This is a genomic window from Streptomyces sp. NPDC047981 (assembly GCF_040653315.1).
Classification (GTDB): domain Bacteria; phylum Actinomycetota; class Actinomycetes; order Streptomycetales; family Streptomycetaceae; genus Streptomyces.
Window position 1 is genome coordinate 131,534 of sequence record NZ_JBEZNQ010000010.1, and the last position, 23,173, is coordinate 154,706.

At 72.1% G+C, this 23,173-nt stretch carries 19 protein-coding genes; 9 read left to right on the forward strand and 10 right to left on the reverse strand.

What is annotated here, in order from left to right; genetic code table 11:
- Positions 1-156 precede the first annotated feature (156 nt).
- Together AB0E14_RS09125 and AB0E14_RS09130 are read right to left on the reverse strand one after the other, a co-directional pair.
- Complete coding sequence (locus AB0E14_RS09125; protein ID WP_362414100.1) at positions 157-1,113, reverse strand: aldo/keto reductase; 957 nt, start codon at positions 1,111-1,113, stop codon at positions 157-159.
- Between the two features lie 40 nt (positions 1,114-1,153).
- Positions 1,154-1,555, reverse strand: coding sequence for a hypothetical protein (locus tag AB0E14_RS09130; protein WP_362414101.1), 402 nt, complete (start codon positions 1,553-1,555; stop codon positions 1,154-1,156).
- Between the two features lie 138 nt (positions 1,556-1,693).
- Between AB0E14_RS09130 and AB0E14_RS09135 the strand changes: the two genes are divergently transcribed.
- From AB0E14_RS09135 to AB0E14_RS09145, 3 genes are all read left to right on the forward strand, one after another.
- Positions 1,694-2,110, forward strand: a complete 417-nt coding sequence (locus AB0E14_RS09135; RefSeq protein WP_362414103.1) for a VOC family protein — start codon at positions 1,694-1,696, stop codon at positions 2,108-2,110.
- Positions 2,111-2,206: 96 nt separating this feature from the next.
- On the forward strand, positions 2,207-2,776 hold the full coding sequence (locus AB0E14_RS09140; RefSeq protein WP_362414105.1) for a PadR family transcriptional regulator: 570 nt from the start codon (positions 2,207-2,209) through the stop codon (positions 2,774-2,776).
- A gap of 42 nt (positions 2,777-2,818) precedes the next feature.
- Positions 2,819-4,546 carry an acyl-CoA dehydrogenase family protein gene (locus AB0E14_RS09145; protein ID WP_362414107.1) on the forward strand — a complete coding sequence of 576 codons (1,728 nt, stop codon included), beginning with the start codon at positions 2,819-2,821 and terminating at the stop codon, positions 4,544-4,546.
- Positions 4,547-4,597: 51 nt separating this feature from the next.
- Here AB0E14_RS09145 and AB0E14_RS09150 read toward each other — a convergent pair whose 3' ends face one another.
- The 5 genes from AB0E14_RS09150 to AB0E14_RS09170 form a co-directional block, all read right to left on the reverse strand.
- Positions 4,598-5,611: an MASE1 domain-containing protein gene (locus AB0E14_RS09150; protein ID WP_362414109.1), complete on the reverse strand. Its 1,014-nt coding sequence runs from the start codon at positions 5,609-5,611 to the stop codon at positions 4,598-4,600.
- A gap of 52 nt (positions 5,612-5,663) precedes the next feature.
- The gene (locus tag AB0E14_RS09155; RefSeq protein WP_362414111.1) at positions 5,664-6,503 is read right to left on the reverse strand and encodes a PP2C family protein-serine/threonine phosphatase; all 840 of its coding nucleotides are present in this window, start codon (positions 6,501-6,503) and stop codon (positions 5,664-5,666) included.
- A gap of 82 nt (positions 6,504-6,585) precedes the next feature.
- Positions 6,586-7,203: a PP2C family protein-serine/threonine phosphatase gene (locus tag AB0E14_RS09160; protein ID WP_362414113.1), complete on the reverse strand. Its 618-nt coding sequence runs from the start codon at positions 7,201-7,203 to the stop codon at positions 6,586-6,588.
- A gap of 321 nt (positions 7,204-7,524) precedes the next feature.
- Positions 7,525-8,601, reverse strand: a complete 1,077-nt coding sequence (locus AB0E14_RS09165) for a hypothetical protein (protein WP_362414115.1) — start codon at positions 8,599-8,601, stop codon at positions 7,525-7,527.
- Between the two features lie 34 nt (positions 8,602-8,635).
- Positions 8,636-9,907 carry an alpha-L-fucosidase gene (locus AB0E14_RS09170; RefSeq protein ID WP_362414117.1) on the reverse strand — a complete coding sequence of 424 codons (1,272 nt, stop codon included), beginning with the start codon at positions 9,905-9,907 and terminating at the stop codon, positions 8,636-8,638.
- A 289-nt stretch (positions 9,908-10,196) separates the two neighbouring features.
- On the opposite strand from AB0E14_RS09170, the gene AB0E14_RS09175 reads away from it, so the two are divergent.
- On the forward strand, positions 10,197-10,604 hold the full coding sequence (locus AB0E14_RS09175; RefSeq protein WP_362414119.1) for an ATP-binding protein: 408 nt from the start codon (positions 10,197-10,199) through the stop codon (positions 10,602-10,604).
- A gap of 182 nt (positions 10,605-10,786) precedes the next feature.
- Here the strand turns inward: AB0E14_RS09175 and AB0E14_RS09180 are convergent, their stop codons facing one another.
- Positions 10,787-11,437, reverse strand: a complete 651-nt coding sequence (locus AB0E14_RS09180) for a response regulator transcription factor (protein ID WP_362414121.1) — start codon at positions 11,435-11,437, stop codon at positions 10,787-10,789.
- Between the two features lie 768 nt (positions 11,438-12,205).
- Between AB0E14_RS09180 and mgtA the strand changes: the two genes are divergently transcribed.
- Entirely contained in the window at positions 12,206-14,971 is a 2,766-nt protein-coding gene (mgtA, locus tag AB0E14_RS09185) for a magnesium-translocating P-type ATPase (protein WP_362414123.1), read from the forward strand.
- 3 nt (positions 14,972-14,974) lie between these two features.
- Here mgtA and AB0E14_RS09190 read toward each other — a convergent pair whose 3' ends face one another.
- Positions 14,975-15,718: a GntR family transcriptional regulator gene (locus tag AB0E14_RS09190; protein WP_362414125.1), complete on the reverse strand. Its 744-nt coding sequence runs from the start codon at positions 15,716-15,718 to the stop codon at positions 14,975-14,977.
- Positions 15,719-15,854: 136 nt separating this feature from the next.
- Here AB0E14_RS09190 and AB0E14_RS09195 point away from each other — a divergent pair, with 136 nt between their 5' ends.
- A complete protein-coding gene (locus AB0E14_RS09195; protein WP_362414127.1) occupies positions 15,855-17,027 on the forward strand; it encodes a substrate-binding domain-containing protein in 1,173 nt (390 codons plus the stop codon).
- Between the two features lie 96 nt (positions 17,028-17,123).
- Here the strand turns inward: AB0E14_RS09195 and AB0E14_RS09200 are convergent, their stop codons facing one another.
- Entirely contained in the window at positions 17,124-18,284 is a 1,161-nt protein-coding gene (locus tag AB0E14_RS09200) for a histidine kinase (RefSeq protein ID WP_362414129.1), read from the reverse strand.
- Between the two features lie 312 nt (positions 18,285-18,596).
- Here AB0E14_RS09200 and AB0E14_RS09205 point away from each other — a divergent pair, with 312 nt between their 5' ends.
- The 3 genes from AB0E14_RS09205 to AB0E14_RS09215 all read left to right on the forward strand — a co-directional run.
- Positions 18,597-19,814, forward strand: a complete 1,218-nt coding sequence (locus AB0E14_RS09205; protein ID WP_362414131.1) for an amino acid decarboxylase — start codon at positions 18,597-18,599, stop codon at positions 19,812-19,814.
- Positions 19,815-20,299: 485 nt separating this feature from the next.
- Complete coding sequence (locus tag AB0E14_RS09210) at positions 20,300-21,040, forward strand: MHYT domain-containing protein (RefSeq protein ID WP_362414151.1); 741 nt, start codon at positions 20,300-20,302, stop codon at positions 21,038-21,040.
- Positions 21,041-21,110: 70 nt separating this feature from the next.
- Positions 21,111-23,173: ATP-binding protein (locus tag AB0E14_RS09215; RefSeq protein ID WP_362414133.1), on the forward strand; the 2,063-nt coding region annotated here is incomplete at its 3' end.

Consider the following 23,173-nt stretch of genomic DNA (forward strand, 5'->3'; position numbering starts at 1 on the left):
GCGTGTGAGCCTGAGGCCATGGCCCACGGGGAACAACGGGGAAGCGGCGCGTTCACGGGTCGCCGGATTGGCCGATTCGACAAAGACAGAAGGGCCGACGCCAGGCGACTCTCCGCCGGGCATCGGCCATGTTCCTGTCGGAAGGTTCTAGGGAGCCTAGGGCAGCGCGGCGCCGCGGGCCGAGATCCACAGGGCGTACCACTCGTCGTGGCTCAGGGCCGGTTCGGCCGTCGCGGCGTCGCGGCAGGCGCGGATGCGCCGCGGGTTCGTCGTGCCGATGACGGGGGCGATACGGGCCGGGTGGCGGCGGAGCCACCAGAGGACGATCGTCTCCGGCGTGGTGCCCTTGGCGGCGGCGAGCCGCCCGACGAGCGCGGCCGTGGCCGTCTCCTCCGGGGTCTGCTGGGCCCCTGCGTAGCGCCCCTGTGCCAGAGCGCCCCAGGCCTGGAGGGTGATGCCGTGGGTCAGGCAGTGCTCGACGGTGCCGGCGGGGAAGCCGTTGGCGGCGGACTCGGGGGTGTTGACGAGGACTCCGTCCTCCAGCCAGGCGCGCCGGTGGAGGCTCATCTCCAGCTGGTTGGCCATGAGGGGCGCCTCCAGGTGGGCCTGGATCCGGGCGATCTGCGCGGCGTTCATGTTCGAGACGCCGAACCGGCGGACGAGCCCCTGCCGGTGAAGAGAGGTCAGGGCCTCGCCGATGTCGGCGGGGTCTGCCAGCGGGTCGGGCCGGTGCAGGAGGAGGACGTCGAGGACGTCGGTGCGCAGCCGCTCCAGACTCTCCTCGACCCTGCGGACGAGGGAGGCGCCGCGCAGGTCGTACATGCCGGGCCGGTCCTCCTCGGCCAGCCGGATACCGCACTTGGTCTGCAGGGTGATCCGCTCGCGCAACCCGGCCGAGCGGGCCAGGACCTCGCCGAAGACGGCCTCGGACTTCCCGTGCCGGTAGATGTCGGCGTGGTCGAAGGCGGTGATGCCGCTGTCGAGGGCCGCCTCGACGGCGGCCTCCGCGGCGTCGATGTCGGCGGTCGTGTGGGGGCTCGTGTCCCAGCTTCCGCCCAGGCCCATGCAGCCGAGGAGCAGTCGGTGGTCGGTGGTCTCGTTCGTGTCGGTCACCGGGGCACCTTCGCACACGTGGACGGCCGGCCGTGCGGCGTCATGCCGCGTCCGCCGCGTGCGGCTCCGCCGGGCCGCGTCGGCGGGCGCGTACGAAGCGCACCAGCCGCGTGATGCCGTAGGCAAGGAGCCAGGGCAGCACCGTGATCCCCCCGACGTACACGAGCAGGTAGCCGAAGAGGTCGTCCAGGGCCGGCGGCGGGTCGAGGCGCCCGTCCACACGCCTCGGCCGCTCCCACTTCTCCAGCGGGAAGGTCATGAGGATCGCCGAGGTCAGCAGCGGTGTCAGCGGGACGAGGACCGACCACAGCCGGGGACGCCGACCGGGTGCCGAGGCGCTCCACACCCCCAGCAGGAGCATGGCGAACGGCCCGAACGGCACCCACAGCAGGGTCGGGAGCATGAGCAGCGCCCACCCGTCGTCCGAGTACCCGAACATCATCGGCGTCGCCCCCCTGCTTCGCCCGCCCCTCACCCAGCAGGGTCAACCTACCGTCGGCGAACCCCCACGGCATCCACGTTTCCAGGGCGTAGATGCCAATCTACGCAGAGCTGACAGAACGTCACGAAAGGAACACTCATGCCGTCCCGACTCAACCCCTACCTCACGTTCGACGGAGACGCCCGGCAGGCCATGGAGTTCTACAAGGAGGTCTTCGGCGGCACCCTGGCCCTGAACACCTACGGCGAGTTCGGCGAGAAGGAGGCCGGGGACTCTGTCGACAAGATCATGCACAGCCAGCTGGAGACCGACAGCGGCTTCACCCTCATGGCCGGCGACGTGGCCCCGGGTATGGAGTTCCGGCCCGGGAACACCATCTCGGTGAGCGTGAGCGGGGAGGACGACGCGGAGCTGCGCGGCTACTGGGCCAAGCTCTCCGGCGACGGCACGGTCTCGGTCCCGCTGGAGATGCAGATGTGGGGCGATGTCTTCGGCATGTGTACGGACCGCTTCGGCATCACCTGGCTCGTCAACATCAGCGGGCAGACGTCCTGACCGCGCTCCGGCGGCCCCGGCGGAGGGGTGGTGAGTCACGTCTCACCGGGGCGGCCGGGCTTGCCTATGCAACGAGTTGCATAGAAGGATTCGACCGTGGCGATCGAGCACGCGATTCTTGTCTCCCTGTTGGAGAAGCCGGGTTCCGGTTACGAACTGGCCCGGCGCTTCGAGCGGTCCATCGGGTACTTCTGGACCGCCAGCCATCAGCAGATCTACCGCGTCCTCAAGCGGATGGAGAGCGACGGCTGGATCGACGTCAGGGACGTGCCGCAGCAGGGCCGCCCGGACAAGAAGGAGTACTCGGTCGCCGCTCCCGGACGAGCCGCCCTGTCCACCTGGCTGCACGAGCCCGTCGAGCCCGAGAGCGTCCGGCACGACCTCGCCGTCAAGATCCGGGGTGCGGCCTTCGACGACCCCACCGCGTTGATCGGCGAGGTGGAGCGGCACCGGCAGGCTCACGCCGAGCGCCTCGCCCACTACCTCGCGGGCGAGGAGAGGGACTTCACCGGCCCCGGCGCCCCGGGTGCGGCGGACGACCGGCCCGACCCGGGCGCGGAGCTCCAGCACGTCGTGCTGCGCGGTGGCATCGCGTACGAGCGGATGACCCTCGCCTGGCTCGACGACGTTCTCGCCACGCTCCACCGGCTCGATTCCGAACGCTGAACCACCACCCCTCATCCCTCACCGGACCGAAAGACGGAGCACATGGCCGACTCGCTGCTGTTCAACCCGCACACCTACGACCCGGCGCACTTCGATCCCGAGACCCGCCGGCTGCTGCGCGCGACCGTCGACTGGTTCGAGGAGCGCGGCAAGCGCAAGCTGATAGCGGACTACCGGTCGCGGGCCTGGCTGGCCGACTTCCTGGCCTTCTCCGCCAAGGAGGGCCTGTTCGCGACGTTCCTGACGCCGTCCTCCGCCGCCGAGGGCGAGGGCGAGGGCGACAAGCGCTGGGACACCGCGCGCATCGCCGCCCTCAACGAGATCCTCGGCTTCTACGGACTCGACTACTGGTACGCCTGGCAGGTCACGATCCTCGGCCTCGGCCCCGTGTGGCAGAGCGAGAACCCGGCCGCCCGCGCCCGTGCGGCCGAACTCCTCTCCCAGGGTGAGGTGTTCGCCTTCGGCCTGTCCGAGAAGACCCACGGCGCCGACATCTACTCCACCGACATGCTGCTCACCCCCGACGGTGAGGGCGGCTTCCGCGCCACCGGATCCAAGTACTACATCGGCAACGGCAACGCGGCCGGGCTCGTCTCCGTCTTCGGCCGCCGCACCGACGTCGAAGGCCCCGACGGCTACGTCTTCTTCGCCGCCGACAGCCGGCACGAGGCGTACCACCTCGTGAAGAACGTCGTCGACTCGTCGAAGTACGTCAGCGAGTTCCGTCTGGAGGACTATCCCGTGGCGGCGCAGGACGTCCTGCACACCGGCCGGGCCGCCTTCGACGCCGCACTCAACACGGTCAACGTCGGCAAGTTCAACCTGTGCACCGCCTCGATCGGCATCTGCGAGCACGCGATGTACGAGGCGGTGACCCACGCGCAGAACCGGATCCTCTACGGCCGCCCCGTCACCGCCTTCCCGCACGTGCGGCGCGAGCTCACCGACGCCTACGTCCGGCTCGTCGGCATGAAGCTGTTCAGCGACCGCGCCGTCGACTACTTCCGCACCGCCGGACCCGACGACCGCCGCTACCTCCTCTTCAACCCGATGACGAAGATGAAGGTGACCACGGAGGGCGAGAAGGTCATCGACCTGATGTGGGACGTCATCGCCGCGAAGGGGTTCGAGAAGGACAACTACTTCGCCCAGGCGGCCGTCGAGATCCGGGGCCTGCCGAAGCTGGAGGGCACGGTCCACGTCAACCTGGCGCTGATCCTCAAGTTCATGAAGAACCACCTGCTCGACCCGGTCGCGTACGAGCCCGTCCCGACCCGCCTGGACGCGGCGGACGACGCGTTCCTCTTCCGTCAGGGACCGGCCCGCGGCCTGGGCTCCGTACGCTTCCACGACTGGCGTACGGCGTACGACGCCTACGCCCATCTGCCCAACGTCGAGCGCTTCCGCGAGCAGGCCGACGCCCTGTGCGCGTTCGTCACCACCGCGGCCCCCGACGAGGAGCAGAGCCGCGACCTCGACCTGCTCCTCGCGGTGGGCCAGCTCTTCGCGCTCGTCGTCCACGGCCAGCTGGTCCTGGAGCAGGCGCGGCTCACGGAACTCGACGAGGACGTCCTGGACGAGCTGTTCGCCGTGCTCGTACGGGACTTCTCCGCGCACGCCGTCGAACTGCACGGCAAGGACTCCGCCACCGACGCGCAGCAGAACTGGTCGCTGGGCGCCGTCCGGCGGCCGGTCGTCGACGAGGCCCGCTCGGGCCGGGTCTGGCAGCGCGTCGAGGCGCTGTCGGGCGCGTACGAGATGGCTCCGTAGCCCGCTGTCTCCGCCCGTCCGTCGCCGTGAACCGGGGACGGACGGGCGGTGTCAGGGCGGCAGCCGGTCCGGAGGAGCCCCGGGCGGATCCTCGGCGGCCCCGGGGGGCCCGTCGAACGTCTCGGGCCGGGGCTCCATCCGGGCCACCATCTCCGCGAGCCGCGTGCACACCTGCTTGATCTCCTCGTGGGTCTCGTCACGTTCCGTGATGACGGCCGCGAGCAGCAGAGCGGTCAGCGCCGTCGTGCCGTTGAACGCCTGCAGGGTGACCATGTCGGCGAAGACGTCCTCGCCGGTGAACGGACCGTGCTCGCCGGCGGCGGCCAGAACCGCGAGGATCGTCACGCCGAGCGCGCACGGCGCCGCGCCCGCCAGGCGGAAGCGGAAGGCCGCCCAGATGAGGAACGGCGAGACGAGGAAGAGCAGGCTGGAGTCGTCCGTACGGGTCGCCAGGAGCGTGACGACGAACGTACCGAGCCCCAGTGCCACCGCCTCGATCCAGCGGCCGGGGCCGGCCCGCGACGGCCACCGCGCCCTGCGCAGCACGAAGAGGAACGGCGTGACGACGAGGATCCCCATCGCGTCGCCGGTCCACCAGATCGACCAGGTGGGCCAGAAGTCGCCGGCGTCCAGCGCTCCGGAGAGGACCAGGACGCCGCTGCCGATGGTCGAACTGATCAGCATCCCGGCGAGCGCACCGAGGAAGACCAGCGCCAGTACGTCCCGCAGGCGGTCCAGCCGGGTCCTGAACCCCACGGCGCGCAGCATCAGAAAGGCGCAGACGGGTGCCAGGGTGTTGCCGACGGTGATGACGAGGACGGCGAGCAACGAGGGCCCGAGGGACACGTTGACGAGGAAGGCGCCCAGCGCGATACCCGGCCAGACGCCGGGCCCCAGCAGGAACAGCGACGCCAGCGCGACGCCGGTGGGCGGCCACAGGGGCGTGACCTGGTCGCGCACGAGCTGCTGGAGCAGTCCGATCCGTGCGGAGCCGTAGTACACGGCGGCGACGGCGAGCATGCGCAGCGCGGCGGACCCGTGACGACCCCACTCCTGACTGCGCACGACAGCAGTCTGCACGCGGATGCCGCCGCCTGCGACCCAGCGTCGCCGTGGTTCAGTCCTCGGGCCCCGGGCCGTCGTAGCAGACGACGAGGACCGCGGCGTCGTCCCGGTGTCCCGTCAGGTCGGCCACCTTGACGACGGCGGAGGCCAGTACGTCGGGGTCGGCGTCGAAGCCCGCGCGCACCAGGGTGGCCACCTCGTCGAGCCCTGCCTCCATCGGATAGTGCGGGCCCTCCACCACGCCGTCGGTGAGGAGCACGAGCGCCCCGGCCTCGGTCAGACGCCGGTGGGTCACCGGGTACTGCTCGCCCGACACGATGCCGAGCGGCGGCCCGCCGTTGTCGAGCGCGATGCCGTACCGGCCGCCGGCCGTGGCCCAGACCATGGGGACATGGCCGGCCCGGGAGACCGTGAGATCACGGGTGGCCGGGTCGAAGCGGAGGAAGCAGCAGGTCGCGAAGCGGCCGACGCCCATGGCGATCAGCAGCTCGTTGGCGCGGCCCAGGACCTCCCGGGTGTCGCTGGTCGTCTGCGCGAGGGCACGGAGGCTGGTGCGCACCTGCCCCATGAAGGCGATCGCCTCCACGTCATGGCCCTGGACGTCGCCGATGGTGAGCCCGAGCGACCCGTCGTGCATGACGAAGGCGTCGTACCAGTCGCCGCCCACGTCCAGGCCGTCGCGCGAGGGCGCGTACCGGGCGGCGATGTGCAGCCCGGGCAGCTCCGGCAGCCCCGGCGGCAGCATGTGCCGCTGCAGGGCCAGGGCAAGCTCGACCCGGGCCCGCTGGAACTCGATCCGTTCCACGGCCTGGTCGACGAGCTGCCCGAGAGCGACCAGAAGTTCCTGCACGCTGTCGGGCGGCTCGGGGCGGTGTCCGCGGTGTCCGCGCATGACGGCTCCCGGCTTCCCACGGGCCTTCTCACCTCACCCTAGCCGCCGGTGTCGCAGGGCTCCACAGGGGTGACGGCGGGGTTCAGTCCGCCGGCCGGGGGACGAAGGTCATGGCGAGCACCGCCTGATCGTCCCCCTCGGCCTTCGGCGACCACGTCCTGACGTCCTCTTCCAGGAAGGAGACGACCGCGTGCGGATCCACCGCGGATCCGTCGCGGAAGCGTTCGTCCAGACGCTCCAGGACCGGGTAGAAGACGCCTTCGGCGCTGCGGGCCTCGCTGATGCCGTCCGTGTAGACGACCAGGGCCTCGCCCGGGCTCAGCCTGTGCTCGGTGGTCGGGGACGGTTCGGGGCGGAGTTCCCGCAGGCCCAGCGGGAGGTCGGGGACGGTGTCGAGGGGGCGGGCGCCCCGGGGGCCGACGGCGATCGGCGGCGGGTGGCCGCAGTCCGCGATGCGTACGGTGCCCTCGGCGAGCTCCATGACCAGGGCGGTCACGAACAGTTCGGGATCGCCGGCCGCGTCACGCGGGACGTTGCGGTCGATGCTGAGCTCCAGGCGGTCCGCCAGGACGGGGAGCTCCCGCCATTCATGGGCGGAGACCCGGAAGCTGCCCAGGACCGCGGCGACCGCCTGTACGGCGTCCAGCCCCTTGCCCGTACGTCGCCGATGACCGCGCGTACGCCGAAGGGCGTCTCGCACAGGCTGTAGAGATCACGCGTCGCCGCGACCAGCGGCGGGATGCCGGTGAGCACGACGCTGACGGGTTCCCGGCCCCCGAGGAGCACATCTGTGACCAGGGCGAGGCCCACCCCCAGGAGCGGCAGCCACCAGAGCCAACCCCGTCGCCACGCGCGGGTCCGACGGTCCGACGAGGAGGTCTCACTACGCACGTGCGCACTCTAGGGGGTGTCCCGCCGATCGGGCCGGATTGCCGGAGCGGCGGGCGGCGGACGGCTGAGGGGCGGACGCCTGAGGGGGCGCACCGCGACGGTGCGCCCCCTCGGGATGTCGCGCGGTGGGTCAGCCGGTCGGCAGGCCGAGGCCGTAGTACGTGACGTCGTAGCCGTCCACGTAGCACGCCTCCCCGCCGACGATCAGGTCGGTGGGCTCGCTCGCGCCCGCCGCCCTGGCCGTCGCCACGAGCATCTCGGCGAGCGCGTGGCCCTTCGGCTCGCCCGGGCCGCCGCCGTCCACGCGCCACACCGGGTCGTCGTCGGAGAAGACCGAAGCGGTGTGCGGGTGTTCGGCGACCGTGCCCCACCCGAGTGCGGCGAGATCGACGTCGTCCGGGGCGAAGCAGCCGATGGAGAGCCGCTCTCCGCACGCCACCTCGAAGAGCAGCGGCGCGCTCTGCCCGTTGCGCCCGTAGAGCGGCATCCCGATGCGGATGCCCAGGGCGGCGGTCTCGGCGGGCAGCGCTCCCAGGAAGTCCCCGAGCGACCGGGTGACGGTCTCCCAGCTGCGGGCCTTCCAGCCACCGGGGAAGCCGAGGCCGACGTTGGCCGTGTCGCGGTTGCTGCCGAAGAAGCCGCTGATCGAGTGTTCCTCGCCGACGCCCTGACGCCAGAACCAGTTCTCCGCCGGGTCGGTCGGCTGGAGCACGAGCTCAGGACCGGCCTTGCCCGCGCGCAGTTCGAGCGTGTCCGCCTGGCCGCGCCAGCGCAGGAAGGGTGCGCCCCAGAGCGGCTGGCTGTCGTAGAAGGGGCCCATGTCGCCGTGGGAACCCATCACCGACGGCACGCCGAGCGCCTTGGTCAGCTCCTCCTTGGCGGCCCGGAAGGCAGCGGCCTGAGCCGTGGCGTCCGGGGCGGGTACCGCCACCGGGACCGCGATCTCGACGTACGACTCACCGCCGACGTACCGCTTCTCGTACTCGCCGACCGGGCGCAGCCGGGCGTCGCCCGCGGCCCGGCCCGTGGCCAGCACCGGTGCGTCCGCCGCGCCGCCCCATGCCCAGCCGAGTTCGGCGGCCACCGCCCGCATGCCCTCCGGCGTCCAGTCGTCGGTGTCGGCCGCGACGAGCCGCCGCGCGAGGTCCCCGAGGGGCTCCTCGGCCCTGCTGGATTCCCCTGCTGTGCTTCCCCGTTGTTCGTTCATGCGGCCATCGTGCCGTATCCCCGATGACGCAGCGTCACCGGGGTTGGGGTGCGTCGAACTTGTCCGTCATGGAGGCCGGCTGCGCCTGGAGGGCGGGCGGGGAGGTGTGGCCGGTGCGGTACGCGGTGACCGACGCGAGGGTGGAGCCGCCGCGGAGGCGGACGAGGAGTTCCCGGGCCGTCGTGGCGCGCGTCGCGTGCACGCGCCGTACACCGACGGTGCCGCCCGCCGCGACGGGACGCCCGTCGGCGAGGACCTCGTGCCCGCTGATGTGCTGGCCCGAGGTCAGTTCCTCGCGCAGCTCGAGGTGGTCGAAGGTGACCGGGCCGGGGAAGCGGACGAGGGTCTCGCCCTCGCCCGCGGGGCTGAGTTCGCCCGGCAGGGGTGTGGCGAACCGGCGCCGCAGCTCGGCGGTGAAGTCGAGCAGGCGGGTCCGGTCGGCCTCGTCGATGAGGCCGCGGCGGTCCGGGGGGACGTTGAGGAGGAGACCGGCGCCGAGCCCCACGGACCGGTACCAGAGGGCGAGGAGGTGCTCCCGGCTCTTGAGGGTGTGCAGGTCGTCGGGTTGCCAGAACCAGTTGCCCCGGATGGGTACGTCGCACTCCGGCGGCAGATAGCGCATCTGGTCGAGGCCGTGGGCACCGTCGTCGTAGATGCTGATGCCCGTGGTGTCCGTGGCGTACCAGCAGGGGTCGGCGGCGAGTCCGTCCTCGTTGCCCGCCCAACGCAGGGTGGGCCGGCCCATGTTGAAGACCATGGCGTCGGGCTGGTGGGCGTCGACCACGGCCATGACGGCGTCCCAGTCGTAGCGGCGGTTCTCCGATCCGGCCCCGTCGAACCACAGCTCGGCCAGCGGCCCGTAGCGGGTGCAGAGTTCGGTCAACTGCCGGACGTAGAAGGCGTCGTACGCCTCCGGGTCGTCGTAGCAGCTCGCGTTGCGGTCCCACGGCGAGAGGTAGAGCCCCAGTCCGATGCCGACCTCGCGGCAGGCTTCGGCCAGCTCGGCGACGACGTCTCCGCGGCCTTCGCGCCACGGGGACGAGGCCACGGAGTACGCGGTCGTGCCGGTCGGCCAGAGGCAGAATCCGTCGTGGTGCTTGGCGGTCAGGATCACATGGCCCGCTCCCGCCTCGGCCGCGGTCCGCGCCCACTGGCGGGCGTCCAGCTCCGTGGGGTCGAACGTCGCCGGGTCGAGAGTCCCGTCGCTCCACTCCTTGCCGTGGAACGTGTTGACGCCGAAGTGCAGGAAGATTCCGAAACCGCTTTCCTGCCAGGCGAGCTGTGCGGCGGTGGGCACGACGGTCATGGTGCGGTCCTCGGGTGTGGTGGTGAGCGAGGTGTTCTGCCACGGGCGGGGGCTCGGGGCGCCGGTACTCTACGCCCGGCAGGACGCGCCACGCCAGGGGCAATTCAGCAAGCGCTTTCTCTTCACTTTTCGCGCCCTTTCGCCTTCCTCACCCGATGACGATCGTCACTCCCCCCAGTGACGCGCGTACCGCGAGGTGAGGGAGAAAGTGAGCGGATCGGCGGCCTCCGCGCGGTCACGCTGGAAGAGGAAGCCAGGGGGGCCGACCACTTCGATGTGGAGAGCCATCATGAACGAGCTGTGCGGTACGGCCGTCCTGTCCCGTCACCCGCGCGCGGCCGCCGAGGCCCGTGGCGTGCTGAAGGCCGTCACTCCCGGCGACCACGGCGGCGGCGACGCGGCCGAGCTGCTGCTCTCCGAGGTCGTGGGCAACGCCGTCCGCTACGCGAAGGGCGACGAGATCGAGGTCGCGGTCGGCTTCGACGAGGGGACCGGAGTCATCACCGGCGCGGTCTTCGACGCGGAGCCCGGCCTGGGCTCCGGCGTCCGGTCCTGCCACGTCGACGAGGCCGAGGAGGCGGGTCTGGAGACCGGTCGCGGTCTCGACCTCCTCGACATGCTGGCCGAGACCTGGGGCGTGGCGACGGTCGGTTCGCGGGGCAAGTGGGTCTGGTTCCAGGTCCCGGCCGCCGCGTGATCCCAGCCACCGCGGCGGGCCGCCCCCGCCCGTCACCTGCGCGCGGCCGCATGGCTGCCTGGCTGCCTGGCTGGAGGCTTCGCGCCTGCCTGACTGCTGACTGCCCCAAGGCTGCCGGCCGACCGTCGGGCCGGTCCCGAGGGTCCGGGCAGGCGCCTCGCCGGCCCGGCGTCGGCTCCGTCTCAGTCCTCCAGGCCCGCCCGGTACGCCAGGCGAGCCGCCTGTACGCGGTTGTCCGCGCCGATCTTGGCCAGCAGTCGGCTGACCTGGTTCTTCACCGTGCCCTCGCTGGCGTGGATCTCCTCGCCGATCGCAGCGTTCGAAAGGCCCCGGCCGATCAGGCCGAGCAGTCGGCGTTCCTTGTCGTTCAGGCCGTCCAGCAGGCCCTGTTCCTCGACCGTGAGCCGGTTGCTCCGCTGGGCCGCCTGCTCCATCACCCGCCCCGCCACGGCCGGGTCGAGGACCCCCTGACCGGTCGCGACATAGCGCACGGCGCGCAGCAGTTCCTCGGGCGGGCTGTTCTTCAGCAGGAAGCCACCCGCCCCGGCCGCGATCGCCTCCTCGACGTACTCGTCGGCCGAGAACGTGGTGAGGATCAGGACGCGGGGCGCGGCGGGCAACGCGCGCAGCTCGCGCGTCGCGGCCAGGCCGTCCATGCCCGGCATACGGATGTCGACGAGGGCGACGTCGGGGCTCATCCGGCGGGCGAGGTCGACTGCGCTGTGCCCGTCCCACGCCTGGCCGACGACATGGATGTCGTCGGCCGACGCGAGGATGTCGCTCAGACCCCGGCGCACGATCTCGCTGTCGTCCGCGACCAGCACACTGATCACCGCAGGCTCTGATCCCTCACGAGTCACCGCGTCACCCTCTCGCTCGCGCGCCACCTTTCCATTAAATGGGGCGAGGGCCTTCCGCGCGCGTGAACCCTTTGCGGGCGTCATCGGTCGACAAAGAGACAGCAAAGGGAGAACGGTGGGGTCTCTGACCGCAACGGCCGGAAAACCGCAGGTCAGAGGAGCTGAAGCGGGCTCGGGCCCGATGGGCCTGCGCGACTTTCGTCATCAGGGGTGCCGCGTGGTCCGGGCTAGGGTCGACATGTCGCCGCGAGCGTGAGCTGCCGCGGCGGCAGTCCTGTCGGTACGAAGCGAGGAGGTGTTCGGGATGAGTCCCGAAGGAAGTCCTTGCCGTACCGCGTCGGCCGTCTGAGCCGACTCGCCCTCTGCGCCGACGCCGTTCGAGCCGTCCGAGCCGTCTGAACCGGCCGCCGACCCGGCCGCCGTACGGCCGACCGGCCGTCTCCCCGCCGCCGTTCGGTCGACCGGGCTGCGCGGCACTCGAGGCCCTGCGGTCCAGGCCGTCCTGACACCGGGTCCCTTCAGCGGGTCCTGACGCCGCGTCCTGACGCACAGGTCCTGACCGGGTCTCGACACGGCCCGTGTTCCGGCGGACGTCGACGCATGCGCGCCCTCGACACAGGGCGCTCCCCCTCACCTGTTCCTGTGAGGGCCCGGGCCGGCCACGCCGCCCGCGTGCCCCACGACCACTCCCTGAGCCGCGCCCGGCCCTGCCGCGCGCGGATCTCGGGAGGGAGGCTCACCATGACCCTGCTCACCACCAGGACGCTGCGCCGGGAGCGCGGTTTCGCCGAACTCCAGGCCCGTACGAACGCCGCCGCCGGCCAGCTCCACGAGGTCGGGGACCGGAGCCCGGCCGACGTGCTCGCCGACCTCGCCGCGGGCCGCGAAGGCCTCGACCACCGCGAGGCGGCCCACCGCCTGCAGGTCCACGGCCGCAACGTCGTCGCCGAGGAGCACGCGCCCGGCTGGGCCGTGCAGTTGCTCAAGGCCTACTGCAACCCGTTCATCGCGGTCCTCGTCTTCCTCGCCGCCGTCATGTACTGGCAGGACCCCGCCGACCCCGGTGTCGTCATCCTGTCGACGATGGTCGCGATCAGCGGACTGCTCCGCTTCTGGCAGGAGTACCGTTCCGGCCGGGCCGCGGACGCGCTGAAGGCGCTCGTCACCACGACCACCGCCGTCCAGCGCCGGGCCGGGCGCGGGGCGGAACCCACCACCGTCGAGATCCCGATCGACCAGGTCGTCCCCGGTGACGTGGTGCTGCTGGCCGCCGGCGACCTCGTCCCGGCCGACCTGCGGCTGCTGACCGCCAAGGACCTGATGGTCTCTCAGGCCTCGCTCTCCGGCGAGTCGCTGCCCGTCGCCAAGGCGGACACCGCGAGCACCCCGGGCACCCCGGGCACCCCGGGCACCCCGGGCACCGCGGGCACCCCGGGCACCGGCACCGCCCCGGTCCGGGGCCGGCGTACCGGCTTCGACCCCGCCGAGGCCGACACCCTCTGCCTGATGGGGACTTCCGTCACGTCCGGCACCGCGACCGGCGTCGTCGTGGCCACCGGCTCCGACACGTACTTCGGTTCCATGGCCGGTTCCCTCGTCGGCGCGCGCCCGCAGACCACCTTCGACATCGGCGTCCGCAAGGTCAGCTTCCTGCTGATCCGCTTCATGCTGGTCATGGTCCCCGTGGTCTTCGCGATCAACGGGGTCACCAAGGGCGACTGGCACGAGGCCTTCCTGTTCGCGGTCGCCGTCGCCGTCGGGCTGACCCCGGAGATGCTGCCGATGGTCGTCTCCGCCAACCTGGCGCGCGGCGCGGTGGCGATGCCGAAGAAGAAGGTCGTCGTCAAGCAGCTCAACGCGATCCAGAACCTGGGCGCGATGGACGTGCTGTGCACCGACAAGACCGGCACCCTCACCGAGGACCGGATCGTCCTCGACCGCCATCTCGACGTCCACGGCGCCGAGAACGCCGACGTGCTCGAGTACGGATACCTCAACGCGCACTTCCAGACGGGGCTGCGCAACCTGCTCGACCAGGCCGTCATCGACCACGTCCACGAGGCCGAGGAGGTCGTGGTCGACTCCCGCTTCACCCTCGTCGACGAGATCCCCTTCGACTTCGCCCGCCGCCGGATGTCCGTGGTCCTGCGACGCAACGCCCTCACCCCGGGCGAGGCCGCCGCGCCGCCGGGCCACGTCCTCATCACCAAGGGTGCCGTCGAGGAGGTCGTCGGCCTCTGCACGCACCTGCGCGACGGGGACCGTACCGTCGAACTCACGGACCGGCTCCGCCTGCGGGTCACCCGTACCGCCCAGGACCACAACCGGCAGGGCCTGAGGGTCCTCGCCGTCGCCACCCGGACCTTGGACGCGCGCCGTGCGACGTACGGTGTGGCCGACGAGGCCGAGCTGACGCTCGTCGGCTTCCTCGCCTTCCTCGACCCGCCGAAGGCCGACGCGGCGGCCGCCCTGCGCGGTCTCGCCGACAACGGCATCACCGTCAAGGTCGTCACCGGCGACAACGAGCTCGTCGCGGCCCGGGTCTGTGCGCAGGTCGGCCTCGACGCGGGTCGCGTCGTCACGGGCGCCGACCTGGACGCCCTCGACGATGCCGCGCTGCGCGAACTGGCCTCCCGCACCACGGTGTTCGCGAAGGTCAACCCGGTCCAGAAGGCACGGGTGGTCCGGGCCCTGCAGGCCGAGGGTCACACGGTCGGCTTCCTCGGCGACGGGATCAACGACGCGGCGGCGCTGCGCGACGCCGACGTCGGCATCTCGGTCGACACCGCGGTCGACATCGCCAAGGAGTCGGCCGACATCATCCTGCTGGAGAAGGACCTCACCGTCCTCGAACAGGGCGTGATCCAGGGCCGGACGACCTTCGGCAACACCGTCAAGTACATCAAGATGACGGCCTCGTCGAACTTCGGCAACGTCTTCTCCGTCCTCGTGGCGAGCGCGTTCATCCCGTTCCAGCCGATGCTCGCGATCATGCTCCTGGTGCAGAACCTGGTCTACGACATCTCCCAGCTGGCCACGCCCTGGGACCGGATGGACGAGGAGTACCTGCGGGAGCCGCGCACCTGGGACGCGAAGGGCATCGGCCGGTTCATGCTGACGATCGGGCCCATCAGCTCGATCTTCGACATCGCGATGTTCCTGATCATGTGGCATGTCTTCGCCGCGAACACGGTGGCCGAGCAGTCGCTCTTCCAGTCCGGCTGGTTCGTCGAGGGCCTGCTCTCGCAGACCCTGGTCGTCCACATGATCCGGACCCGCAAGATCCCGTTCGTCCGGTCCCGCGCCTCGTGGCCGGTGCTGGCCATGACCCTGCTCGGGGTGGCCACGGGGCTCTTCCTGCCCTTCTCGCCCCTCGCGGCGAGCCTGGGGTTCGTCGCCCTTCCCCTCGGGTACTTCCCCTGGCTGGTCGGCGTCCTGCTGGCGTACTGCGCCCTCACCCAGCTCGTGAAGACCTGGTACGTCCGGCGCTTCGGCGACTGGCTGTGAGCGTCAGGGGAGGGCCGGCAGCACGAATTCGTAGCCGACCTCCCCGCGCCGCGGGTCGATGCTGAGGTCCGTGACCTCCAGGAGCCGGTCGTGCTGATCGTGCACCAGCTTCCGTATGGAGAGCCAGAGTCCACCGCGCTGGCCGGGGTTCACCCGCACCCGGTCCCGTCGCACGGGGCGCAGCCCGGCCTCCGCCATCCACACGTAGAGGTGGCGCAGATCGGGTTGCGGCCCGTACGGATGACGGCGGACCCGGCGGACCCGTCTGTTCAGTTTGGGCACGTGCGACAGGGCGGTGTGCGAGAAGTACGAGACGGCCCGCTGCACGGTCTCCCCCGAACCGAGGACGAGCCGGTGCCGGTGGACGAGCGTGGGCCGGTCGGGGTCGAGCCCCAGCAGCGCCTCGATCGGTGGGGGTACGGGTTCGTACGCGAGCGTGGCGGCGGCGCGGAGGGTCAGGCCGCCGAAGTCGGCTCCGCCGGGATAGAGGGGCTGGGTGCCGAGACCTGCGGCGGACCGCTCCGGGGCGGACGTCCCGGTGTAGGCGTAGGTGCCGGTTCTGTCGGTGCGGATCAGCCCGGCCGTGCGGAGGTGCTCCAGGGCGCGTCGCACGGTCTGCCTGTTCACCTCCAGGGAGGAGGCGAGGGCGCGTTCGCTCGGGATTCTGCGCACGCCGGACTCGCCGCCGGCCCGGCCGCGGGCGTCCCGCATGATCTGCTCGGCCGTGCGGATGTACAGCGAGGTCATGACGCATGACCATATTGATCGCTCTTTCGATCGTCAAGATCGCTTGAGCGATAGTATGAAAACACGCAGTTTGATCGGAAGAGTAGGGTGATCGCGCGAAGCTGAGCGCGGAGTCGAGGGACAGCTGGGAGACGGTGTGCGGTACACGGTGGACGAACGGCACGAACGGATCGTGGAGCTCGTGCGGGAGCACGGCAGTCTGCGCGTCGCCGACCTCGCCCACCACCTCGGCATCTCCCTGGTCACCGCGCGCCGTGACGTGGAGGCGCTCGCCTCCGGCGGCCGGCTCGACCGGGTGCGCGGAGCGGTCCACTGGCCGGGCACCCCTGCGCCGCGCGGACACGTGCCGCAGCCCATCCCCGAGCTTCGCCCCGCCCCCGCGGAGGAGCCGGAAGCGCCGGTGATCGGCATGGTCGTCCCGCAGTCCCAGCACTACTTCGGCGAGATCATCCGGGGCGCCCGGGAGACCGTCGCCGCGGCCGGCGGCCGGCTCATCCTCGGCTACTCCGGCTACCGGCCCGAACAGGACACGGCGCAGGTGGACCGGATGCTGGAGGCCGGTGTCCACGGGCTGCTCCTGACTCCCAGCTGGCCGAGCGGCACCGGCGGGGCCGGGGACACGAGCGGGGCGGACGCCACGGGCGGGGAACTCGCGTTGCCGGCGGTCCTGGTGGAGCGCCGCGGCGAGGTGGGCACCCGCGTCGCCGGTCTCGACCACGTCTGCACCGACCACGCGGCGGGCGCCGGAGTGGCGGTGCGCCACCTGATCGAGATGGGGCACCGGAAGATCGTGCTCGTCGCCGGGGAGAGCCCGACCGCGGTCCAGGTGCGGCGCGGTTACGAGGCGGCGCTGCGCGCCTTCGGGGTGGCAGGCCCGCCGGTCGAGCCCCTGGCGCTGCACGGCGGCGAGATCGACACGGAGCGGATCGACGCGGTGGCGGAGCGGCTGGCCGCCCTGGTGGACGGCGGCGAGGTCACCGCCGCGCTCGTGCTCAGCGACATCGACGCGATCCTGCTGCTGCAGAGCCTGCGCAGCCGCGCGGCCCACCTCCGGGTCCCGGAGGACCTCGCCCTCGTGGCGTACGACGACGATGTGGCGGCGCTCTCCGACCTCCCGCTCACGGCGGTCGCTCCGCCGAAGTACGAGGTCGGGGCGACCGCTGCCGAGCTGCTCCTCCAGCGGGTGCGCGAACGCGCCGCGGGGACCTCGGGAGGGGCCCGCCGGCACGTCGATCTCCTGCCTGAACTGCGGGTACGCGCGTCCTGCGGCGAAGCGACGAAAAAAACTTCCGATCACGCCGATCGATAGCCCTACCAATCCGACGGCGCTTCGATCAGCACCGATCAGGGCCTGTCGAGCCCCGCGCGGTAGGCCGTCAGCGCCGCCTGGACCCGGCTCTCGGTGTCATGCCGCTCCTCGGCGGTGGGGGATGACGGCCGACACCAGGAAGCCGCCGCCGTGCGGCCCCGCTGTGAGTGTCCCGCCGAGCAGCGTCACGCGCTCGGTCATGCCGACGAGGCCGTGGCCCCCGCTGGGCAGGTCGACCTGCGGCGGGCCGGTGGGCGCCGTGTTGGCCACCGCCAGATGCACGCCGTCGGCGCGGCAGTCCACCGCCACGCGCACGGTGGCGCCGGGGGCGTACTTGGAGGCGTTGGTGAGCGACTCGCGGACGATCCGGTGCAGGGCGCGCTGCACGGCGGGCGGCAGGGTCTCGGGGTGTCCGTCGACCTGAAGCTCCACCCGCTGTCCGCGCTCGCGCGCCTGCGCCACCAGCTCGGACACCCCTTCGGCGTCCGGCTCCGCGCCCTGCCCGCCCTGCCCGGTGACCGCACGGGACGGGGACAGTACGCCGAGGATCTCGCGCAGCTCCTCCAGCGCCTGCCAGCCGTCGGACCTGATGAGCGCGGCGGTGCGGACGGTCTCCGGCTCGCGTCCGTCCGAGCCGACCTCCAGGGCGCCGGCGGCCAGCACCATGTTGCTCACCCGGTGGCCCACCACGTCGTGCATCTCCCGGGCGATCTCGGCCCGCTCCTCGGCCCTGGCCCGTTCGTCCAGAAGCTGGTTCTCGCGCTCCAGGTCGGCGACCCGGGCCTGTACGGTCGCCGTCAGGTCGCGCCGTACGCCGACCGCGTACCCGACGGCGAGCGGTCCGACGATCGCCGCGAGCGAATAGGCGGCCTCCCGCACCCCCGCGGTCGGCAGTCCGCCGTGCAGGCCCACGAGGCCGGCGGCGAAGCCGGCCACGCCGTAGGCGACGAGGACCCGCAACCGGCGGTCGAGGTTGCCGACGGTGTACATCGCGACGGCGAGCGCCACCGGGGTGAAGGACACCACGTGCATGACGAGCACGAAGTCGGCCACGAGATACGGCCGTCGTCTGCGCCACCACAGCGTCGCTCCGACGAGCGCGGCGCAGGCCGCGATCACCGGCGTGGGCAGCCCGGTCAGCAGACCGCTGGACGGCTTCACCCACGAGTCGCCGATGCCCAGGGCGACGACGACCAGGGTGACCAAGGCGTCCACGCGCCTCGGTGGTGGCCGGCGGAAGTGCGGGGGCGCGGGCATGCTGTCACGGTAGTCCAGCCCGCGCCGACGGGGCTCGGCGAGCACAGCCGGGGCTGACCCGTTCAGGCCTCCGCCCCGCCCCCCAGGACACGTCCGGGCTGCGGGTCGTCCTGTCCGGGCCGTTCGGGCTGCCGGCAGTCCGGGCCGTTCGGCCTGTCGGAGGTCGGGGCTCTCCCATGACTTTCGTCAGTCCGGCGGCCGTCGCACGGCGGTGACGATGGAACGGATGCCGTGCGGAGGCGCACCCCACCTGTCCGGCCGGCGTCGACCGTTCCAGGCAGCCGCAGGCCGGTGGGGAGAAGTACGGCAGACATGTCCCCCACCGAGGTCCGGCCCGCCCGGAAGATCTGGGTGCTGTCGCAGGGCAGCCCACTCGAACACTTCATCACCGCTCTGGTCGTGCCGGCCCTGGGCCGGAGCGTGGCCGTCCAGCGGGACGCCCCCGCCTCCGTCCTGGACGGCCTCGTCCTCTCGGGCCTCGACGCGTCGTTCCTGCGGCCCTCGGTCGACCTCGCCCACGGGATCGCGCACTGCGTCCGCGCCGAGGACCTGGCCGACGCGGCCGCGGCCCGCGCCGACCTGGCCGCGGCCCACATCGTCTCCCCCACCCGGTACGGCGCCGTGGCGGACGTCCGGGCGCTCGCCGACGCGGCCCATGGCGCGGGGGTTCCGCTGATCGTCGACGAGACATGGCGTTCCCCGCTGTTCGGTGGGCATCCGGAGGTGCTGCCGGACGCGCTCGCGCACGGCGCGGACCTCACGGTCGTACGCGGCGCGACTCCCGTGCTCCGGTTGGGAGACGGGCCTCACGCCGACCTGCTGCGGCCGCTCATCGATCGCGCGGTGGACCTCGCGGGTCGTGCGCACGGGGAGGTGCCGCCCGTGGCACGGCCCCCGCACGGTTGGGACCACGTCCTCGACTCGCTGGAGGCGGCCGTCACGATCCGCGCGGGCGTCCGGAAGGAGGGCCGGTTCACCCTGGTCGACGAGGGGTTCGCGGGCGTCGGCGGAATCGCCGCGGCGGAGCCGCTCCGCATCACGGTGAACACGCGTGACGGCGGCGTGCGCGGCCACCGGGCACGTGGCCGACTGGCGGGAGCGGCCCGTGGCGTGACCGTCGAGACGGCCACCGAGGCCGTTCTCTCCGTGGTGCTCGGCACCGAGGTCGAGCCGGACGCCGAGGGTTTCCTCGACGCGCTGCACGCCCTGCCGGTCCTCCCCACCGACCTGCCGGAGCCCCTGCGGCTCGCCCTGCCCGCACCGGGGCCCCGCCGACTCACCGTCCGCGAGGCCTTCTTCGGGACGGACCGGGTGGTGCCCTCGGCCACGGCGGTGGGCATGGTCTCCGCCGCCACGGTCACGGCATGCCCGCCCGGTGTCCCGGTCCTGATGCCGGGTGAGGTCATCACCGCGGAGACGGTGGCCTTCCTCACCGCGGTGTCCCGGTCGAAGGGGGGCCGTATCAGCGGGGCCGCCGACGCGGACGGTCTCGGCCTGCGGGTCGTCGAGGAGTCGGTCGCCACCTGGTGACGGTGACTTTCGTCAGCGCGGCCCGTCACCAAGGTCAGCGAAGAACCCGTCTCGCCCGGCCCAGAATGGACACAGACACCGCACGGAGAACCGAATCCCCCGTCAACCGGACTCCGTGCGGTGTTCTCTTTCCGCGCCACTTCCTTGTATTGCGAAGACGTCAAGACCCCGTGGTCCCCCTCGCTGAAATAGCGTCGGGAATTCCGGTGATCCACATCACTCGACGAACCGATCAGGCTGTTTCCGGCGCGAGGATCTGTCCGGATGACGCGCATAGACGCTCACTGAACTCGCTGGTAGGGCAGCACTCCGTGCCCCCGCGTGGGCCGAATGCCGACTCCGGTCAATTTCGCGGAATTTCCCCGATCACGTTCGGTGCTAGCGTCCGTCGCCGCGAAGTTGAACCCTGAACCGTGAACGGAGGGACTGTGGCGCATCTGCACCACTTCGGCGCCGGCTGGCTTTCCCCGGTCCTCGCCTATGCAATGGCCTGTGTCGGATCCGCACTCGGACTGCGCTGTACCGTCAGGGCGCTTGCGGCCGAGGGCCGTTCGCGGCGCAATTGGCTCGTGACGGCGTCCGTCGCCATCGCCTCCGGCATCTGGACCATGCACTTCATCGCGATGCTGGGCTTCGGCGTCGCCGGGTCGGCGATCCGTTACGACGTCCCGCTCACCCTGCTCAGCCTCGTCGTCGCGATGGCGGTGGTCGGCCTGGGCGTCTTCACCGTGGGCCACGGCCGCAACCGCTGGCGTTCCCTGCTGCTCGGCGGCCTCGGTACCGGACTCGGCGTGGGCGCCATGCACTACCTCGGTATGGCGGCGCTGCGCCTGAACGGCACGGTGAGCTACGAGCCGCCGCTGGTCGCCCTCTCGCTCGTCATCGCCGTCGTCGCGGCGACCGCCGCCCTGTGGGCGGCACTCACGGTGCACGGCGCGGCCGGCGCGGTGATCGCCTCCCTGGTCATGGGAGCCGCGGTGAGCAGCATGCACTACACCGGAATGGCCGCCGTCGTCGTCGAACTCGCCCCGCGTCGCACGGTGCTCGACGGGGTCACGGCGACGGAGTTCGTCTTCCCCCTCGCCGTGGTGCTCGGGTCGTTCCTCTTCCTCGCCTCCGCCTTCGTCGCCCTGTCGCCCACCGCGCGGGAGAACGCGGAGAACGCCGAGGCCGCGGAGGCGGCAGTGGCCGCCTCGCTCGACACGGCGGTCGTGCCGTCCCGCTGAGCACCGGCCTCCCCTGCCCCGCATCCCTTCCCCTCCCCCCTCCCCCTGCCCCTGACTGTTCGAGGAACCGATGAGCGCACGTCTGGTGCCACGCTCGATCCGGGCGAAGATTGTCTGCCTTCTGATGGTCCCCGCCGTGTCCCTGATGGCGCTGTGGGCGTACGCGACCGTCACCACCGCCCGCGGCGTCTCGGAGCTGAGCCGCGTCCAGGAGGCCAACTCCACCCTGCTGAAACCGATCGACTCCCTGGTCGTCTCGCTCCAGGCGGAACGCGCCGGAGCCCTCCGTCACCTGGCCGCCCCGAGCACGGAGCGGGCGGACTCCCTGGGCGGCCTGGAGAAGGACACCGATTCCGCCTCCGACGCCCTGCGCAGCGGCGCCCGGGCGAGCACCCTGGACGTCCAGGCGGTCGGCGCGGACTTCTCGGTCCGCGTCGACCAGCTCATGTCGGACCTCGACGGCGTGACGGCGCTGCGCAAGCAGGCCCGCGCGTCGGACGAGGCCTGGAAGGACGTGTACGACGCCTACGGGCGCGTGATCGAGCACGCCTTCGCCGTGCGGGGCTCCCTGGCCGCGCTGCACGAACCGGAGCACGCCTCGCCTGCCCGGGTCGTCGTCGAACTCGCGTGGGCCCGGGAGATGATCGCCCGAGAGGACGCCCTGATGGGCGCCGCACAGGCCTCGGACCGCCTCACCCGTGAGCAGTACCAGGAGCTCGTGGGCTCGGCCCACACCCAGCGCCGTCTCTTCGGGGCCGTGGACGACCTGCCGCCGGCCGAAGCCGCCGCGTACCGAACGGTCCTCTCGAGTGCCGCGATGCGTGAGCTGCGTACCACCGAGGACCGGATGCGCGCCGCGGGCAGCGCCTCCGCGGCCGGCCGGCTGGCCGCGTCCGCCGAGTGGAAGGCGTCGGCCGACACCGTGCTCCAGCGGTTCGCGGCGGCCCAGGCGCAGGCGAGCACGGCCGCGATCGACGCCGCCAGCCCCGTCTCCTTCGCCGTCCTGGGCGGCTCGGGCGTCGCCGTGGCGCTCGGACTCCTCGGCGTGCTGCTCTCCCTGTTCATCTCCGTCCGGATCGGCCGCGGCCTGGTCCGCGAGCTGACGGACCTGCGCAACTCCGCCCTCACCCTCGCCGGGCGCGAACTGCCCGAGACCATCCGGAAGCTGCACACGGGCGAGAGCGTCGACCTCGACGTCCTCGCGCCGCTGCGCGCGCACCGCGACGACGAGGTCGGTCAGGTCGGTGCCGCGCTCGTCGCCGTGCACCGCGCTGCGGTCATGTCGGCGGCCGAGCGTGCCCAGGTCCTCCACGGGATCTCCGGTGTGTACGTCAACCTGGCGCGCCGCAGCCAGGCCCTGCTGCACCGTCAGCTCGCTCTCCTCGACACCATGGAGCGGCGCAACGAGGACCCGGTGGAACTGGAGGACCTCTTCCGCCTGGACCACCTCACCACCCGTATGCGGCGGCACTCGGAGAGCCTGATCATCCTCTCCGGCGCGGCACCGGGGCGTGGCTGGCGGCAGCCGGTCCCGCTGCTCGACGTGGTCAGGTCCGCCGTGGCGGAGGTCGAGGACTTCCGCCGGGTCGAGGTGCACGCCGTCCCCGAGGTCCGTGTGCACGGCGCCGCGGTGGCCGACCTCATCCATCTGCTCGCCGAACTCGTCGAGAACGCCACGTCCTTCTCGCCGCCCCACACCACGGTGCGGGTGCGCGGCGAGCGGGTGGGGTCCGGTGTCGCCCTGGAGATCGAGGACCGCGGCCTCGGGATGAGCACCGAGGGCTTCGCCGAGGCCAACAGCCGGATCGAGGACACGGGCAGGATCGATCTGCTCGACAGCGGGCAACTGGGCCTGTTCGTGGTGAACCGGCTGGCCCACCGCCTCGACGCGCGGGTCGCCCTGCAGCCCTCGGTGTACGGGGGTGTCGTGGCCGTGATCCTGCTGCCGACGTCCCTGATCAGCGAGGCTTCGGCGGAGTCGGACGCGGACGGGGGCGACGACGCCCTGCCGCGCCGCCGCCCGGAGCGGCGGCCGGTCCGGGCGGCGCGGAGCGGAGGCCGTCACCGGGCCCCCGCCCCGGAGGCCGCCGAGCCGCTCGCGGTCCCGCGGCCGCCGGACGGTCCGGCGGTGAC